The sequence below is a fragment of the Streptomyces sp. NBC_01381 genome (assembly GCF_026340305.1).
Lineage (GTDB): Bacteria > Actinomycetota > Actinomycetes > Streptomycetales > Streptomycetaceae > Streptomyces.
This window is the reverse complement of the sequence record NZ_JAPEPI010000002.1, coordinates 204,071-220,658: the sequence shown is the minus strand read 5'-3', so window position 1 is coordinate 220,658 and position 16,588 is coordinate 204,071. Positions and strand designations below refer to the sequence as shown.

General features: G+C 70.7%; 16 protein-coding genes. 6 read left to right on the top strand and 10 right to left on the bottom strand.

Annotated features, from left to right (window positions below; genetic code table 11):
- Positions 1 to 8 precede the first annotated feature (8 nt).
- Together OG453_RS22725 and OG453_RS22720 are read right to left on the bottom strand one after the other, a co-directional pair.
- Complete coding sequence (locus tag OG453_RS22725; RefSeq protein ID WP_266870264.1) at positions 9 to 1,295, bottom strand: N-acylneuraminate cytidylyltransferase; 1,287 nt, start codon at positions 1,293 to 1,295, stop codon at positions 9 to 11.
- A 62-nt stretch (positions 1,296 to 1,357) separates the two neighbouring features.
- A complete protein-coding gene (locus OG453_RS22720) occupies positions 1,358 to 2,674 on the bottom strand; it encodes a DUF6716 putative glycosyltransferase (protein WP_266870263.1) in 1,317 nt (438 codons plus the stop codon).
- Between the two features lie 198 nt (positions 2,675 to 2,872).
- On the opposite strand from OG453_RS22720, the gene OG453_RS22715 reads away from it, so the two are divergent.
- The 3 genes from OG453_RS22715 to OG453_RS22705 are packed head-to-tail and all read left to right on the top strand — an operon-like array spanning position 2,873 to position 6,350.
- Complete coding sequence (locus tag OG453_RS22715; RefSeq protein WP_266870262.1) at positions 2,873 to 3,850, top strand: glycosyltransferase family 2 protein; 978 nt, start codon at positions 2,873 to 2,875, stop codon at positions 3,848 to 3,850.
- Entirely contained in the window at positions 3,850 to 5,208 is a 1,359-nt protein-coding gene (locus tag OG453_RS22710) for an alpha-2,8-polysialyltransferase family protein (RefSeq protein WP_266870261.1), read from the top strand. Before OG453_RS22715 ends, OG453_RS22710 begins: the two co-directional genes overlap by 1 nt.
- The gene (locus OG453_RS22705) at positions 5,205 to 6,350 is read left to right on the top strand and encodes an acyltransferase (protein WP_266870259.1); all 1,146 of its coding nucleotides are present in this window, start codon (positions 5,205 to 5,207) and stop codon (positions 6,348 to 6,350) included. The genes OG453_RS22710 and OG453_RS22705 overlap by 4 nt, the downstream gene beginning before the upstream one ends.
- A gap of 22 nt (positions 6,351 to 6,372) precedes the next feature.
- Here OG453_RS22705 and OG453_RS22700 read toward each other — a convergent pair whose 3' ends face one another.
- Entirely contained in the window at positions 6,373 to 7,020 is a 648-nt protein-coding gene (locus OG453_RS22700) for a TetR/AcrR family transcriptional regulator C-terminal domain-containing protein (RefSeq protein ID WP_266870258.1), read from the bottom strand.
- A gap of 37 nt (positions 7,021 to 7,057) precedes the next feature.
- Here OG453_RS22700 and OG453_RS22695 point away from each other — a divergent pair, with 37 nt between their 5' ends.
- Both OG453_RS22695 and OG453_RS22690 read left to right on the top strand, forming a co-directional pair.
- Positions 7,058 to 8,509: an FAD-dependent oxidoreductase gene (locus OG453_RS22695; RefSeq protein ID WP_266870257.1), complete on the top strand. Its 1,452-nt coding sequence runs from the start codon at positions 7,058 to 7,060 to the stop codon at positions 8,507 to 8,509.
- 33 nt (positions 8,510 to 8,542) lie between these two features.
- Positions 8,543 to 9,007 carry a MarR family winged helix-turn-helix transcriptional regulator gene (locus tag OG453_RS22690; protein ID WP_266870256.1) on the top strand — a complete coding sequence of 155 codons (465 nt, stop codon included), beginning with the start codon at positions 8,543 to 8,545 and terminating at the stop codon, positions 9,005 to 9,007.
- Positions 9,008 to 9,015: 8 nt separating this feature from the next.
- Here the strand turns inward: OG453_RS22690 and leuE are convergent, their stop codons facing one another.
- From leuE to OG453_RS22675, 3 genes are all read right to left on the bottom strand, one after another.
- Positions 9,016 to 9,666 (bottom strand): leucine efflux protein LeuE, encoded by a 651-nt coding sequence (leuE, locus tag OG453_RS22685; RefSeq protein WP_266870255.1) that lies wholly within the window; start codon positions 9,664 to 9,666, stop codon positions 9,016 to 9,018.
- Between the two features lie 57 nt (positions 9,667 to 9,723).
- Complete coding sequence (locus OG453_RS22680) at positions 9,724 to 10,302, bottom strand: Uma2 family endonuclease (protein ID WP_266870253.1); 579 nt, start codon at positions 10,300 to 10,302, stop codon at positions 9,724 to 9,726.
- Between the two features lie 89 nt (positions 10,303 to 10,391).
- Positions 10,392 to 12,011: a methylmalonyl-CoA mutase gene (locus OG453_RS22675; protein WP_266870251.1), complete on the bottom strand. Its 1,620-nt coding sequence runs from the start codon at positions 12,009 to 12,011 to the stop codon at positions 10,392 to 10,394.
- Between the two features lie 146 nt (positions 12,012 to 12,157).
- Between OG453_RS22675 and OG453_RS22670 the strand changes: the two genes are divergently transcribed.
- Positions 12,158 to 12,976 carry a L,D-transpeptidase family protein gene (locus OG453_RS22670; protein ID WP_266873092.1) on the top strand — a complete coding sequence of 273 codons (819 nt, stop codon included), beginning with the start codon at positions 12,158 to 12,160 and terminating at the stop codon, positions 12,974 to 12,976.
- Positions 12,977 to 13,186: 210 nt separating this feature from the next.
- Here the strand turns inward: OG453_RS22670 and OG453_RS22665 are convergent, their stop codons facing one another.
- The 4 genes from OG453_RS22665 to OG453_RS22650 all read right to left on the bottom strand — a co-directional run bounded on the left by OG453_RS22665 (position 13,187) and on the right by OG453_RS22650 (position 16,495).
- Positions 13,187 to 14,263, bottom strand: a complete 1,077-nt coding sequence (locus OG453_RS22665) for a hypothetical protein (RefSeq protein ID WP_266870250.1) — start codon at positions 14,261 to 14,263, stop codon at positions 13,187 to 13,189.
- Positions 14,263 to 14,928: an RNA polymerase sigma factor gene (locus OG453_RS22660; RefSeq protein ID WP_266870249.1), complete on the bottom strand. Its 666-nt coding sequence runs from the start codon at positions 14,926 to 14,928 to the stop codon at positions 14,263 to 14,265. The genes OG453_RS22665 and OG453_RS22660 overlap by 1 nt, the downstream gene beginning before the upstream one ends.
- A 387-nt stretch (positions 14,929 to 15,315) precedes the next feature.
- Positions 15,316 to 15,852 carry a hypothetical protein gene (locus OG453_RS22655; protein ID WP_266870248.1) on the bottom strand — a complete coding sequence of 179 codons (537 nt, stop codon included), beginning with the start codon at positions 15,850 to 15,852 and terminating at the stop codon, positions 15,316 to 15,318.
- A 13-nt stretch (positions 15,853 to 15,865) separates the two neighbouring features.
- Positions 15,866 to 16,495: an RNA polymerase sigma factor gene (locus OG453_RS22650; protein ID WP_266870246.1), complete on the bottom strand. Its 630-nt coding sequence runs from the start codon at positions 16,493 to 16,495 to the stop codon at positions 15,866 to 15,868.
- Positions 16,496 to 16,588 lie beyond the last annotated feature (93 nt).

The following is a 16,588-nucleotide window of genomic DNA, read 5'->3' as shown; positions in this document are numbered from 1 at the left end:
AACTTTCCTTACTTGTTGAGGGAGGGGCCGAGGATCCATGCGGCGATCTCTCGGATCGCGCCGTCACCACCGGGGAGAGCGGTGACCGCGCGTGCGGCGCCGCGTACGACGTCGTGGGCGCTCGCGACCGCCACGGGCCAGCCGACAAGGCCGAAGCACGGGAGGTCATTGACGTCATTGCCGACGTAGAGCACGCGCTCGGGAGCGATGCCCTGCTCCTCGCACCACTGCTTGAGTGCGAGGTCCTTGCGGTCGATGCCGTGCAGGACCGGAATCTTGAGCTTCCGGGCCCGTGCGGCGACGACCGGGTTCTGTTCCGTGGACAGGATCAGCAGCGGCAGCCCCGAATCACGCAGGGCCGCGATGCCGAGTCCGTCCCCGCGGTGCACGGAGACGAATTCCCGTCCTTCGGAGTCGATCAGCACCCTGTCGTCGGTCTGGGTGCCGTCGAAGTCGAGTACGACCGCGTCGATGTCGTCGCGGGTCGGAAGGGCGTCGGCCCGGTCGGCGTCGAAGAGCGGGGCGAGCGCGCGGGCCCGGGCGAGGTCGTGCGGGTCGTCGATCTCCAGGACGCGCGCCGGGTCCGTACGGACGAGCTCGGTGCGGCCGAAGAAGCGGTGCTTGTGCTCGCGGAAGCCCGCCACGTCCATGCCGTAGACCGCGCCGGTCTCCAGGAGGTCCTGGGGACGGTCCTGGCGGCGCGGGCGGAAGGACTTGTCGTGGTTGACGCCGTAACCGCCGTCGGTGGCCGTGGAGTTGGCGACCTTGGTGGTGCCGCCGAGCTCGCCGGTGCGCTGTGCGCCGAGGCCCGCGGGCTCGTCGTCGGCGTCCCGCCAGACGAAGCCGTGGAAGGGCGCCACGGTCAGCGCCGTGTCCGCGCCGCCGTCGATGATCGAGCCGACCACGCCGTCGACGTCCTCGCGGACGATGAAGGGGCTGGTGCACTGGACGAGGAGGACCACGTCCACGGAGGCACTGTGCAGCGTCTCGTGCGCGTCCATCGCGTGCAGCACCGCCGCCTCGCTGGTCGCGGTGTCCCCCGCGATCGCGGCGGGGCGCAGGACCACCTCGGCGCCGGCGGACCGTGCCGCCTCGGCGATCACGTGGTCGTCCGTGGAGACCACGACGTCCGTGACGAGCCGCGCCGCCAGGCACTCACGGATGGCGCGCGCCACAAGCGGCACACCGCCGACCGGTGCGAGGTTCTTGGCGGGGACGCCCTTGGAGCCGCCGCGGGCCGGGATGACGGCGAGGACACGGCGTACGGGGGTTCCCGCTGGGTGGGGGTGGGACATGGGGGCTCCTTGGGGGGTGCCTTGACTGGGGAGACCTGGGGAGGGGAGGCCTTGCGGCGGGATCACAGCTCGCCCATCCGCCGGATGACGGGGGCCACGCGCTGCACCCCGTGCCGGTAGGCGCCGCGCGCCGCGCTGCGGACGGCCTGGCGCACCGGGCCCGGCTCGCGGTCCCCGGCGGGTGCGCCGGGCAGCGGGGCGCCGTCCGGGCCGAGGTGGTGGCGGGCCAGGATGCCGGGGAGGTATCCGGGGGCCGTGGTGAGGCTGTAGTACGGGGCGATGGGCGGCAGTTCGGGCTGCGCCAGGAGTTCGGTGACCCGGTCCCGCGCCTCGTCGAAGGCCTTGTCGTACGTCCCGTCGGGCGCGACGCCCTGCCGTGCGACCCACTCCGGAGCGGCCTCGGGGCTGTGCCCCGCGTCGATCTCGTCCCAGGACGTCAGGCATCCGGAGCCGATGAAGTGGTGGTTGCCGAGCGCCTCGCGCACCCCGAGGTCGGTGAGGACCGCGGTGGGGATGCGGCGGTGCAGGGATTCGAGCGCGGCGGTGGAGCTGACCGTGACGAGCAGGTCGGTGCGGTCGAGTACCTCGCCCATGTTCCCGTACACCAGACGGCAGTTGGGCGGCAGGTTCTCGCCCTTGGCGAGCTTCTGGTACGGCAGTTCCTCGATGTGCGTGGTGTGCTCGCCGGGCTTGCTGCGCAGCTTGATCAGGACCTCGCGGCCCGGGTGCAGGCGTGCGTGCTCGACCATGCGGCGCAGCAGGTAGGTGCGCTGCTCGCGGCTCTCCGGCACGGAGGGCTGCGCGGCGAAGACCACGGTGTACGGGTCGTGCTGTTCGTACACCGAACCGCCGAGGAACGGCAGCGCGGCCTCCGTCACCGATGCCGCGTCGGCGCCCACTCCCTCGTACACGGCGCGGAAACGCTCCGCGTCCTGGCGGGAGTTGGCGAGGACGACGTCCGCGCCGTGCCGAAGCAGCAGGCCGTCGGCGAGCTTCTCGTAGACGACGCCGACATAGCCGGTGACGACGACGGGACGCTTGCCCGGGGCCGTGGAGTCCTCCGCGATACGGGCGAGTCCGTGCAGCACCGCCTGGACCGCGCCGCCCACGAGGGCGAGCACGATCACGTCGGGCGTTTCGCGCTCGACCTCGCGCAGGAACTCGATCGCGGTGACCTCGCGGAGCGAGTCCGCGCGCACCCCGACCTCTTCGAGCTGACGGACGGTGGGCGTGGCCCGGCCCCTCAGGAGGCGTCCGTCGAGGCGCGTGTCCGGGTCCCCGCCGGTGAGGCGGCTCGCGGTGAGCGCACCCCATTTCCACCGGGTGTCGGAGTCGGCGAGCACGGTGATCCGTGTCGTCCCGCTGTTGCTTACTGGCACAGGAAGGACGCTAGGAAGGCATTTCGATTCGCGGCCCAACTCAGGTGCAACAAACGGTTAACAGCATGCCGACGAATGGCGAATCAGCCCGGGAAACCGCTGGCAAGCAGCCGGGTTAACCATTCCGCCATGCGTCGTTCACCTGACATCTCACCATCGGTCAAGACGAATGCCGGGCCGACACCTAACGTCACCCACGTGGTTAAGCTCTCCGTCATCGTGCCGTTCTACAACGTGCAGCAATACGCGCCCGACACCTTGAAGAGTCTGCGGGCGAACGCACGCGAAGACTTCGAATTCATTCTCGTCGACGACTGTTCGAAGGATGAGACTCCAGAGATTCTGGAGCGTGCCGCGCGCGAGCTGCCCGGCGCCGTCCATCTCAGACATGAGACGAACGGCGGTCTGGCGACCGCCCGCAACACGGGCCTTGACGCGGCACGCGGCGAGTACCTCACCTTCCTGGACGGTGACGACTGGCTCGCGCCCGGCTATTACGCCCAACTCGTCGATTCCATCGAGCAGTTGGGGTGCGACTTCGTGCGCACCGACCATGTGCAGTGCACCGCGCGGGCGCGCAGCGTCCACCGTGTCCCGCACGGTCTGCGCGGTGTGGCGATGTCGCCGCGGGAGGTGATCCTGCCCGCCGACCGCTCGACGTCCGTCGACTACGCGTACGCCTGGGCGGGCATCTACCACCGGCGCCTTGCCGACCGCGGCCTGCTGCACTTCACGGACGGCCTGCGCACCGCGGAGGACCGGCCGTGGATCTGGCGCCTGCACCGCGAGGCGGAGTCGTTCGCCGCGGTGGGGCTGCTCGGTGTGTTCTATCGGCGCGGCGTCGCATCGTCACTGACGCAGATCGGCGACGTACGTCAGCTCGATTTCATCCGGGCATTCGACCAGGTCGTACGGGAAACCGCCGAGGACCGCGACGCGGACAAACTCCTGCCCAAGGCCGTCCGTACTTACTGCGCGATCATTTCCCACCATCTGGGATCCATCGAAAGGTTCGAGCCACCTGTGGCGCGGAAATTGAAGTCAATGAGTGCGGCCGCGCTGAAGCGGATGCCGCAGGGTGTCCTCGACGACGCCCTCGACTCCATGGACATACAGCGGGCCACGCGGCTTCGCCGACTGCGCCGGCGTCCGGTGTCGGCGGAGGTGGCCGCGTAATGGCGAAGACGCAGATCTTCATGGCGTCCACGCTGTACGGCACGGCGACGCTGGCCGCCGCGATCGACGCCGACCGGTTCGGCCCCGCCGACCGGCGGATCCTGCTGGTCAGCAATAACGCGGCGACCCCGGAGACGACGGTCGCCGTGGACGAGATGCCGGGGTTCGCGCGGCTGCGCGACCGGTTCGACGAGGTACGTTCCTGGAACGAGGCCATCTGCCCTTTTCATCCGGGCGGCTGGAGCCCGCGCTCCGACGACATCCCGATGTGGGAGCGGTACTTCCGGCTCCTGTGGGACCTCGGTGACGACGCCGTCGAGCTGGCCGTCGAGTCGATCCAGGTCAACCCGGCGCTCGCGCTCGCGCAGATCTTCACGGGCGCGCCCGTGGACGTCTACGCGGACGGCCTGATGAGCTACGGCCCCACCCGCAACAAGATCGACCCGCTGGTCGGCACGCGCGTACGGCGGCTGCTCCACCTGGACCTGGTGCCGGGCCTGACCCCGCTGCTCCTGACCGAGTTCGACGTACCGCCGGAGATCGTGCCGACCGAGGCCTTCGTGAAGGTCCTCGAGCAGCTGGCCGACACCGAGACGGACATCGCGAACATCCCCGCCGTCGCCGAACCGGCCCTGCTGCTCGGCCAGTACCTCTCCGCCCTCGGCATCCTGACCGCCGAGGAAGAGGAGGAGCTGCACGTACGCATGGTGCGCGGCGCCGCCGAACTCGGCCACACCCGCGTGGTGTTCAAGCCGCACCCGAGCGCGCCCGCCCGCTGGTCACGGCTCCTGGAAAAGGAGGCGGAGGCGATCGGCGTCGAGCTGACCGTCCTCGATTCGCCGGTGCTCGCCGAGGTGCTCTACCAGCGGATGCGCCCGGCCCTGGTCATCGGCTGCTTCTCGACCGGCCTGCTCACCGCGTCCGCGCTGTACAACCTCCCCGTCGCGCGCACCGGCACGGAGACCCTCCTGGAGCGCCTCGCGCCCTACCAGAACAGCAATCGCGTACCGGTCACGATCGTGGACGCGCTGCTGCCGGATCTCATGGACAAGGGCGCGGTCACCGGTCGCCAGCCCGGCATGCCCACAGCCCGGCTCGGCGAGCTGCTCGTCGCCGTCGGCTTCGCCATGCAGCCGCAGATCTATCCGCGCCGGCGGACCGCCGCCGAGCGCTATCTGTCGCAGCATCTCTCGCCGCACACCTGGCGGTACTTCAAGCGGCGCCGCCTGACGGCGCTCGCGCTGCCCGGCGCGCTGCCCTCGCAGCTGTCGTTCATCCCGCGCAACGCGGCCGTACGCCGGGTCGCCCGGCGGGCCCGCTCGGTCAAGCGCACCATCAAGCGGACCGCGCTCGGATGAGTTCTCCCGGCACCACGCTCCCGAAGCACTCCCCGGGGGCGGAGACCCTTTCGCGCGCGATACCGGCCCCGGCCGCCAGGCGCGCGCGCCCACGGCTCAGAGCCCTCGACGGGCTGCGGCTGATCGCGGCGCTGATGGTCGCGGCCTACCACTACGGCGGCCGCGACGGCGAGATCACCGAGGCCTGGGGCAGCTCTCCGCAGCTTCAATTCCCCACGGCGCACAACTGGTTCGCGTACGGCTGCCTGGGCGTGCAGATCTTCTTCGTGATCAGCGGCTTCGTCATATGCATGAGCGGCTGGGGCCGCCCGCTGCGGTCCTTCTTCGCGTCACGCGTCTCCCGGCTCTTCCCTTCCTACTGGGCCGCGATCATCCTGGTGACAGCGGTCTTCGCACTGCCCGTCGTCACCTACGAGGCGGTCGCCCCGAGCGACGCGCTCGTGAACCTCACCATGCTGCAGCAACCGCTTGGCGTGGACCGGGTGTTGGGGGTCTGCTGGACGCTCTGGGCCGAGCTGCGCTTCTACGCGCTCTTCGCGCTCTTCGTGGTCCTGCCGGGCGCGAACCGGGCCCGCGTGATCCTTTTCTGCGCGGTGTGGACCCTGGCCGCGGCGGTCGCGGAGGGCGCGAACGAGCCGCTGCTCGACCTCGTCCTGATGCCCGAGTACGCGCCCTTCTTCATCGGCGGCATCGGCATCTACCTCGTCCACCGCGACCGCAGGGACCTCACGGCCTGGGGCATCGTGGGGGTGAGCTGGCTGATCGGCCAGCACTACGCGGTCTCCCGGCTCTGGCACGCCCCGAACCCGGACTTCTTCTCCTACCGCACGTCGTTCGGCATCATCGCCGTCGTGACGGCGGGCTTCGCGGCCGTCCTGCTGATCGCGCTCGGCGCGCTGCACCGCGTCGACTGGCAGTGGCTGACGGTGGCGGGAGCGCTGACGTACCCGTTCTACCTGGTGCACGAGCACCTGGGCTGGGTGACGGTGGCGGCGCTGCACCGGGGGCTCGGCCTCCCGTCGTACGCGACGTTCGCCCTGACCATCGGGGCGATGCTGGCCCTCGCCTGGCTGCTCAACCGCTTCGTGGAGGAGCGCCTCACGCCCATGATCAGGACGGGGCTGCTGACGGCTCGGAAGTGATGCGCCCCAGGGACCCCAGCGCTCATCGCATCGTCGCCGCGATCCCGGCGACGATCGCGGTGAGCCCTTTCTCGAACCCCGCGTCGTAGTCGCGGAACATCTCCTGCCCGGCGGCCGCCGCCAGCGGATAGGCGGCGAGCCGCTCGGCGCGGGCCTCCAGGTCGTAGCCGCCCGCCTCCTTCGCGGGGTCCGGGCCCATGGCCTGCTCCTCGATGACGTATCCGATCGTGTAGCTGTACGCCGTGGCCCAGGCACGGGCCGCCCCGCCGGGCGTGAACCCGCCGCCGGTGAGCATGCGCAGATGGGCCTCCATGGGCTCGGCGTACGACGTGTCGGTGAAGTGCGTGCCGCTGTAGACCTTCGCGCCGTCCCGGTACATCAGCAGATGCCGCCGCAGGCCCCGCATCGAGGCGGCGAGTGCGGTCCGCCAGTCGGCGTCCGGCGCGGCCTCCGCGTCCGCCGCGAGGTCCTCGGTCATGCGGCGCATCATCTCCGTCGCCATCTCGTCGAGCAGCGCCTGCTTGTCCTTGAAGTGCCAGTACAGCGCGGGTGCCTTGACGTCCAGCTCCTTGGCGATGGCGCGCAGGGTGAGCCCGTCGAGCCCCGTCTCGTTCAGGAGCTTCAGCGCGGTGCGCGCCACTCGGGTCCGGTCCAGCGGTGTCGTAGCCACCTTGACAATTTAACACCGTTAAGCGCAGGCTCGGGGCATGGCACTTAACAGCGTTAAGGAAACTCCCCTGACGGTGGACGTACTCATCGTGGGCGCCGGCCCCACCGGTCTGACCCTCGCCTGCGATCTTGCCCGGCGCGGCGTGCGGGCCCTGGTCGTCGAGCGGGCCGACGCCCTCTTCCCCGGCTCACGCGGCAAGGGCATCCAGCCGCGCACCCAGGAGGTCTTCGACGACCTCGGGATCATCGACGCGGCCCTCGCGGCGGGCGGCCCGGCCCCGGTCGGCATGGTCTGGCAGGGCGGCGAGCGGCAGGGCGAGCACCGGATGTTCGACGCGACGGAGGCGACGCCGGACGCCCCGTACGCAAGCCCCTTGCTGCTCCCCCAGTGGCGCACCCAGGAGATCCTGTCCGCCCGGCTTCACGAACTCGGCGGCCGCGACGTGGAGTTCGGCGCCGAGCTGAGCGGTCTGACGCAGGACGGGGAAGGCGTCACCGCCCACCTCTCGGACGGGCGGACCGTCCGCGCCGCCTACGCCGTGGCGGCCGACGGCGGCCGCTCCACCGTGCGGGCGGCGCTGGGGATCGGCATGACGGGCGAGACCGTGGACCCGCATCCGATCCTCGTCGCCGACGTCCGCATCCCCGCCCTGGACCGCGACAACTGGCACATGTTCGCGCCCACGGCCGATGGCACGGGGTTCCTGGCGATCTGCCCGCTGCCGGGCACCCAGGACTTCCAGCTGACGGCCCAGTTCACGGACGGGACGGCTCCCGACACCTCGCTCGACGGTGTACGCGCGGTCGTCGCGGCCCGCACCCATCTCGCCGCCGATGACGTCACCGAGGTGCGGTGGGCGTCCGACTTCCGGCCGCGCGCGGCGATGGCGAACCGCTTCCGCGACGGGCGGGTGTTCCTGGCCGGGGACGCGGCGCATGTGCACTCCCCCGCGGGCGGGCAGGGCCTGAACACCAGCGTCCAGGACGCCTACAACCTGGGGTGGAAGCTGGGCGCGGTCCTGCGGGGCGGCGCACCGGAGGCCCTCCTCGACACCTACGAGGAGGAGCGCCTTCCCAACGCCGCCCAGATGCTGGGCCTCTCCACCCGCATCCACCGGGGCGAGGAACGGCGCGGGGCGGCCACCCGGCAGCTGGGCCTCGGCTACCGGGACAGCTCACTCACGGCGGAGACCCGCACCGGCCTTGCGGAGGGGGCGCTGCGGGCGGGCGACCGGGCACCGGACGGGCCGTACGCCGGGAGGAGGCTGTTCGACGCGTTCAGGGGCCCGCACTTCACGCTCCTCACGGTCGGCACTGACGCCGAACTCCCTTTGCTGGACGATGAGTTGGTCCACACGTGCCGCATCGACGCCTACCCGCCCTACGGCAAGGGCCTCTTCCTGGTACGCCCCGACGGGTACGTCGGCTGGGCAGGCGAGGACACGACGGGCCTGACGGACTACTTCAGGCTGATCCACCAAGGCAGTTGACCTCAATCAAACTTGAGGTTCTAAGTTCTGGGCATGACCACTTTCACGTACTCCCACAGCGACGAAGAACTCATCGACCAGCCCATCGGCTACTGGGCAACGGCGGCGGGAGAGGCCGTCGTCCACCACATCCGCACCATGCTGGCCGAGGCCGGGCTCACCCAGCCCCAGTGGTGGATCCTGAACCAGATCAACACCGCTGACGGCCGCGACAAGGCGGAGGTGGTGGAAACCCTGCGCGGCTACCTGAGCGTGGGCGACGCCTCCCTGCACCACAACATCAGCGCCCTGCACGACCGCGCCCTGCTCACCGAGGACACCGACGGCCGGCTCCGCATCACCGACGAGGGCCGCAGGCTCCGGGACGACACCGCCGCGCGCCAGCAGAAGACGCGTGCGGAGATCCACGAGGGCATCACGGACGAGGAGTACATCCGCACCCTCAAGGTCCTCCAGCGCATGATCCACAACGTGGGAGGCGACGCCTGGCACCACTGAGCCGACGCTCAGACGCCGGCGAGCGACAGCTTCACCGCGAACCCGAGGAACAGCGCACCCGCCGCCGAAGTGGCCCCGGCAGAGAGCCGCTTGCGGCGGCGGAAGGCGGCCGACAGCTTGGTTCCGCTGAAGATCAGAGCCGTCAGGTAGAGAACGCTCGCCACCTGGGCGAGGGCCCCGAGCACGAGGAACGAGAGCGCGGGATAGGCGTACCCGGGGTCCACGAACTGCACGAAGAAGGCGATGAAGAAGAGGATGGCCTTCGGGTTCAGGAGGCTGATCACCAGGGCCCGGCGGAACGGCCGCTCCATCGAGCCGCCCGCCCCGTCCGCCTGCTCCACGGACTGCTCGCGCCGCGCCCGCCACATGCCGATCGCGGCCCGCAGCATCCCGACCGCGAGCCAGGTCAGATACCCGGCACCGGCGTACTTCACGATCCCGAAGAGCACGGCGTTGGCCTGCAGCAGGGACGCAACGCCGGCCGCCGAAAGGGTCATGAGCACGGTGTCCCCGCACCAGACACCCGCGGCGGCGGTATAGCCGGTGCGTATGCCGCGCCGGGCGGCGACGGAGAGCACGTACAGCGAGTTCGGTCCCGGCAGCAGAATGATGAGGACGAGGCCCGCGAGATAGGTCGGAAGATCGATGACACCCAGCATGGGCGGAGTCTCGCACGGGCTTGCGACAGCGGGGGACGGCGTCCGCTCAGCGGACGGTCAGTCGCCGTCGAGGAGGGTGTCCACGGAGAGGTCGAGGGTGACGCCTACGGACGGGGGGACGGGGACGGTCTGGCCACGCTTGTAGCGGGAGCAGGTCACGTACTCGTCCCCGTCGGGGTCCGAGTACACCAGCACCTCGTCGTGCTTTCGGTCGACGACGACGTATACGGGGATGCGCGTCCTGGCGTAGGTCTCGACCTTCGTCACCAGGTCGTTGCCCCAGTTGGACGATGTCACTTCCATGACCAGCCGGAACACATGCGGGGCGTAGCAGTTCTTCTCGACGGCCTCATCCCTGAAGTCAATATCGACAATGGAGAGGTCGGGCACCGCATAATCGTCAGGACCGGTCGGCAGCCAGAGGCCGATCCCCTGCACAGGCTCGACGCCTGCTTCGTCTGTCCCTGCGTCGTAGAACCTCCTGGTGAGGCGGGACAGGGTCACCTGGTGCGAGCCATCCGGCGGCGGTGTCACAACAATGCTCCCGTTGAGGATCTCCACCCGGTGTCCGGGCAGCTCTTCCCAGAGGCGGTCGGCAGCATCGGCGAGCGACGTCTCATGCATTATCACGGCCATGTCAGCCTCCTTTCGGGAGCACTCTTCATGAGAGTAACCGCCTCCGCCGTCATTCCGCCCCGCATCACCCATTCGAGTAACCCCCCTGGTCAGAACGCTTCCATCGGCTCATAAGCCCCCCACACCTCCCGCAGCGCATTGCACACCTCGCCCACCGTCGCCCGCGCCCGCAGCGCGTCCTTCATCGGGTAGAGGACGTTCGCGTCGCCCTTCGCCGCCTCCTGGAGCGAGGAGAGCGCCGCGTCCACCGCGGCCTGGTCGCGGTCCGTCCGCAGCTTCGCCAGGCGGGCGGCCTGCTGGGCCTCGATGGCCGGGTCCACGCGGAGGGGCTCGTAGGGCTCCTCCGCGTCCAGCTGGAAGCGGTTGACGCCGACCACCACGCGTTCGCCGGAGTCGGTCTCCTGGGCGATGCGGTAGGCGCTGCGCTCGATCTCGTTCTTCTGGAAGCCGTGCTCGATCGCGGCGACCGCGCCGCCCAGGTCCTCGACCCGTTCCATCAGCGCGAGAGCGGCCGCCTCCACGTCGTCCGTCAGCTTCTCGACGACGTACGAACCGGCGAACGGGTCCACGGTGGCGGTCACGTCCGTCTCGTACGCCAGGACCTGCTGCGTACGCAGGGCAAGGCGGGCCGACTTGTCGGTGGGGAGCGCGATCGCCTCGTCGAAGGAGTTGGTGTGCAGCGACTGGGTGCCGCCGAGCACCGCGCCAAGGCCCTGGACCGCGACCCGGACCAGGTTCACCTCGGGCTGCTGGGCGGTGAGCTGGACGCCGGCGGTCTGCGTGTGGAAGCGCAGCATCAGGGATTTCGGGTTCTTCGCGCCGAACTCCTCGCGCATGACGTGGGCCCAGATCCGCCTGGCCGCACGGAACTTGGCGACCTCCTCCAGGAGCGTCGTACGCGCCACGAAGAAGAAGGAGAGGCGCGGCGCGAAGTCGTCCACGTCCATGCCGGCCGCCACCGCGGTCCGTACGTACTCGATGCCGTCGGCAAGGGTGAACGCGATCTCCTGCGCGGGCGTCGCGCCCGCCTCCGCCATGTGATAGCCGGAGATCGAGATGGTGTTCCACTTCGGGATCTCGGCGCGGCAGTACTTGAAGATGTCCGCGATCAGGCGGAGGGACGGCTTGGGCGGGAAGATGTACGTCCCGCGGGCGATGTACTCCTTCAGGACGTCGTTCTGGACCGTGCCCGTCAGGCGGTCGGCCGTGACGCCCTGCTCCTCGGCGACCAGTTGGTACATCAGGAGCAGCAGGGCCGCGGGGGCGTTGATCGTCATCGACGTCGAGACCTTGTCCAGCGGGATGCCGTCGAACAGGACCCGCATGTCCTCGACCGAGTCGATCGCCACGCCCACCTTGCCGACCTCGCCGTGCGCGAGGGGCGCGTCGCTGTCGTGGCCCATCTGGGTGGGCAGGTCGAAGGCTACGGAGAGGCCGGTCGTGCCGTTCGCGATCAGCTGCTGGTAGCGGGCGTTCGACTCCACGGCCGTGCCGAAGCCCGCGTACTGGCGCATCGTCCAGGGGCGGCCCGTGTACATGGAGGGGTACACGCCGCGCGTGTAGGGGTAGGCGCCCGGTGTGCCCAGCTTCTGGGCGGGGTCCCAGCCGTCGAGGGCCTCCGGGCCGTACACGGGCTCGATGGGCAGTCCGGACTCGGACTCGCGGGAGCCGGACTCACGGGGGCCGGACTCGCGGGGCTCGTGGGACATCTCTCGGCGCCTCCTACTAGTGGGCTGCCTCCAGCATGCGGCAACGTTCAGGGGTGGTCACTCGCGGGAAACACTCTTGGCGGGTTCGTCGATCGACAACGGGGGTCGTTGTGCGCAAGGGCGCGATAGGCGTGGGGGCCGTGGTCATGGCCGCCCTGGTCAGCGGATGTACGGCACAGGCCGTCGATACGGACGGGAAGGCGCAACCTCCCGTGCGGATCTCCACGACGAAGCCCGGGGACGGGGACAGGGACGGGGACAGCGACAAGAAGGGCGCCGGCAAGGGATCCGACAAGGGCGGCGAGAAGCCCGCCGCGGCGCCGAAGCCGCCGCCCAAGACCCTGCTCGACCGGGGCGCGAGCGGCCCCCAGGTGCGGGAGCTGCAGGCCAGGCTGCGGCAGATCGCCTGGCTCTACGAGAACCCTTCGGGGACGTACGGCGCGTCCACCGCCACCGCGGTCAAGGGCTTCCAGGGCAAGCGCGGGCTGCCCCGCACGGGGACCACGGACACCGTGACCTGGCAGAAGCTGCTCGGCATGACGCACAAGCCGACCAAGTTCGAGCTCTACTCGGGGGGCGGCATCCCGCCGTCGAAGCCCGATCCGCGCTGTCTGAACGGCCGCGTCCTGTGCATCAGCAAGGCCAGCCGCACGCTGACCTGGATGATCGACGGCAAGGCCGTGTCGACGATGGACGTGCGGTTCGGCTCGCAGTACACGCCGACCCGCGACGGCACGTTCGAGGTGTACTGGAAGTCCCGGCATCACGTCTCGACGCTGTACGACACCGCCATGCCGTACGCGATGTTCTTCAGCGGCGGCCAGGCCGTGCACTACTCGTCGGACTTCGCGACGACCGGCTACAACGGCGCCTCGCACGGCTGTGTGAACGTACGCGACGAGAAGAAGATCGGGAGCCTGTTCGCGCAGGTCAGGAACGGCGACAAGGTCGTCGTCTACAAGTGAGCCCGCTACGGGCGAAGGATTAAGCAGCGTGGGCGGGATCGGGGGAACGTCTCCCGCCCACGCTGGTGGCACGGAGCCAAAGGTACGGGGGGAACCCCCGGCTCGTGCGCGGGCCGATGACCAGTCGGCTCACTTGTTACTGCGTCACTGCTTCAAAAAACGTCACACCTTGAACGGATCAGCGGTGCGACCAGGGGAAAAGCCCGCTGGTCAGGATCCCGTGGAGGTGGAGGAGGAGGTGGCGGTGGCCGAGGGCAGCACCGGCTTGGCGCTGTAGGACGCCGTGGGGGTGGGGGTGCGCGAGCTGGTCGGCGCGACGATCGGCGGGACCGGGTTGGCGCCGCCGTTGCCTTCGGGGTCGTTGCCGGACGATCCGTCGCCGTCCTTGTCGCCGTCGCCGCCGTTGTCGCCGTCGTCGTCACCGCCGCTGCCGCCACCGCTGCCGCCGCCCTCGCGGTCGCCGCCGTCGCCGTCGCCGAGCACGCGGTTGCAGGCCTCGGTGATCCCCTCGGAGCCGCCGAGGAGTTTCTCCAGGCGGCGCTTCTTCTCGCCCCGGAGTTCGCCGTTGCGGTGGTCCTGGCAGGCGGCGACCACTTTCTTGCGCCAGTCGGCGGCCTCGTCCTCGCGCTGCGGATCGCCGGTGCCGGGCTGCTGGGAGCCGCCGCCCTGGGACGCGCCCGCGGAGGCCTCGGGCGAGCGCGGCGGCGCGCTGCTGCCGGGCTCGCGCGAGCTGCCGTCCGGTGTCGTGTGTACGTCGTCGGGCTCGACGTCCGGTGCGGTGCTCGCCCCGCCGGTCGCCGACTCCAGCGGCTGCGGCGGCGCGACGGGCGACGCGGAGGCCGCGGGGCCCTTCTCGTCCCGGCCGCCGAACGGCGAGGGCAGCACGCCCGTACCGGCCGCGACGGCGACACCGCCGATCATGCAGCCCGCAAGGACGGCGGCGAGCCCGAAGCGCATGGGGCGACCCCAGCGGGTCGGGCGCCGGGGCTCGGCAGAGCCGACGATTTGTACGGTTTGCCCCGCTCCAACGCGCGTAGAAGAGGCCCCTGCGGAAAGGCCACGGGCCTCCCGGAAAGCCGCGAGGGCGGCGGCTTCACCAGGCAGTTCGGCGGAGAGATCACCGGGCGGACCCGCGAGCACACGCTCGTCGGCGGTCAGCGAGTCCAGGGTCTTGGCGAGCCGCTCGGCCCGCTCCCGCGTGTGATGGTCGGCGCCGTCGAAGGACTCACCGCTCAGCAAACGCTCCGCCGCGTCGCGGTTCAGCCACCTGTAATCCTCGTCGGCCATCACATGTCCTTCTGCGCCCGCGAACGCGATTGCGTCACACCGGCGGATGTCACCGCACGCCCACGCGCCTCTCTCTGCGGAGGCACGGCGTCCAGCGCGTCCGGGTTCAACGGACCGTCCGTGCCGAGCAGCTCCGCGAGCCGCTTCAGGCCGCGGTGCGCGGCCGTGCGGACCGCTCCCGGGCGCTTGCCGAGGGTCTGGGCCGCGCTCTTGGCGTCGAGCCCGACGACCACGCGCAGGACGACCGCCTCGGCCTGGTCCTGCGGCAGCTTGGCTATCAGCGCGAGCGCGTCGCCGGTGGCCAGGGACTCCATCGCCTCGCCCGCGGTGTCCGCGTCGGCCGGCTTCCCGGTCAGCTCGGTCTCGTCGCCGCCTATCGCGGGGCGGCGGCCCCGCATGCGTATGTGATCGAGCGCGCGGTTGCGCGCGATGCGTGCGGCCCAGCCGCGGAACCGGTCCGCGTCACCGCTGAACCGGTCCAGGTCACGGGCTATCTGCAGCCAGGCCTCGGACGCGACATCCTCCGCGTCCGGGTCTCCGACCAGCGTCCGTACGTAGCCCAACAACCGCGGGTGCACAGCGCGGTACACAGTCCGGAACGCGGTCTCGTCCCCGTCCTGTGCCGCAAGCACCGCGGCGGTCAGTTCCGCGTCGTCCCCCAGCACAACTTCTCCCTAGGCGCCTCCACCGGTTGCGGTCCTGCCCCCGCAGCCTGGCGCGAAGCAGCACGCTACGGGCTGAAGTGGGCTCACGTCCATGTTTGGTACAACGCGCAACTAGCGCGTGACACAACGCGGTGTGACAGAAAACGCACGCGCGGCGCTGAAGGGAGTACGGGCCGCGTGCGGTCCGTGCCGCGTGACGGCCGGGGTCTCTCCTGTGGGGGGTGGCGACCCCGGCCGCTCACCTTGGCAGAGGCCTTGGCGGGTGAATTGGTTGCCCCGCGGCCTTGGATTGCGGCTTTCGCCGCCGGGTTTTTTCTTCGTCTGCGGGTTCGTTGTGGCTTGTCGCGCAGTTCCCCGCGCCCCTAAAGGGGCCCCGCCCCCGGCGTCTCAGTGCTTGCCGTGTGCCTTGGAGGGCTTCGGGGGTAAGTCAGTCGGGCGGCCGTGGGATCCCCGGGGGTGCTCGGAGCGCTTGCCCTTCTTTTTGCCCTTGTCGTCGGCCTTTGCCTTGCTGCCCGGGCGGGTGCTCGGCTCAGCGCTCGGCGCGGGAGCTTTCGACGGGGCAGAGGGCTGTGGCGACGGGACTGCCGGGGAGGGGCGGGTCCGGTCGGAGGTTTTCTTCGGCGGGGCGGGGGCGTCCTGGCCGGACGTGCCGATGGAGGCGATCGCGACCCCGCCGAGCAGCAGGCTGGCGAGGACCGCGCCGACCGCCGCGCGCAGGGAGCCGAGGGCGCGGCGGCGTACGCGGGGACGCCAGTCGTCGCGGCGGCGGGTGCGCGTCCGGTGGGCGCCCGCGTCCCGCGCGCTGCGGAACGCGGTGACCGCTCGGCCCTGCGAATCCGGGTCGACGTCGCCGACCCGTACGGCGTCAGCGAGCAGCGCATCCAGGGCGCGCTCGCCCCCGGAGGGATTCTCGTTCACGTCCATCCTGACTCCCGGGTCATCTCGACTCCCCCAGCGGACCGGGCCCGTCATCCGTCACACCCCGCGTGTCGCCGAGCTGCTCGGCGAGCCGCTTCAGGCCGCGGTACGCGGCGGTGCGGACCGCGCCGGGGCGTTTGCCGAGGACCCGGGCCGCCGAGGGGGCGTCCAGGCCGACGACGACCCGCAGCAGCACCGCCTCCGCCTGGTCGCGCGGCAGCCCGGCGATCAGCGCGAGCGCCTGCTCCGTGGAGATCGCCTCCAGAGCCTGGCCCGAAGTGCTGTGCGGTCCGGGCAGCTCGAGCATGTCCTGCTCCAGGGCGGACGGCCGAGGCCTGGCCTTCTGCCGGCGCAGATGGTCGAGCGCCCGGTGCCGCGCGATGGTCGCCGTCCAGCCGCGGAAGCCCGCCCCGTCACCGCGGAACCGCCCCAGATCGCGGGCGATCTCCAGCCAGGCCTCGGCCGCCACGTCCTCCGCGGTCTCGCCGTCGTGGCCGACCAGGCCGCGCAGATAGCCGAGGATCCCCGGCTGCACCAGGCGGTACGCGACCGCGAAGGCCGCCTCGTCGCCCTCCTGCGCCCGCGCGACAGCCGCGCCAAGCTCCTCGTCGTGCGCCTGCGCGCGACGGGGTTCTCCTCCTCGGCCCACGCTTTCCCATTCGTACTGGTGCGACACGGCTCACCGTGTCCGTGCCCCCACGCTGAGCAGCGCCGGTGCGCACAGAAATGTCACAGGTCCAGA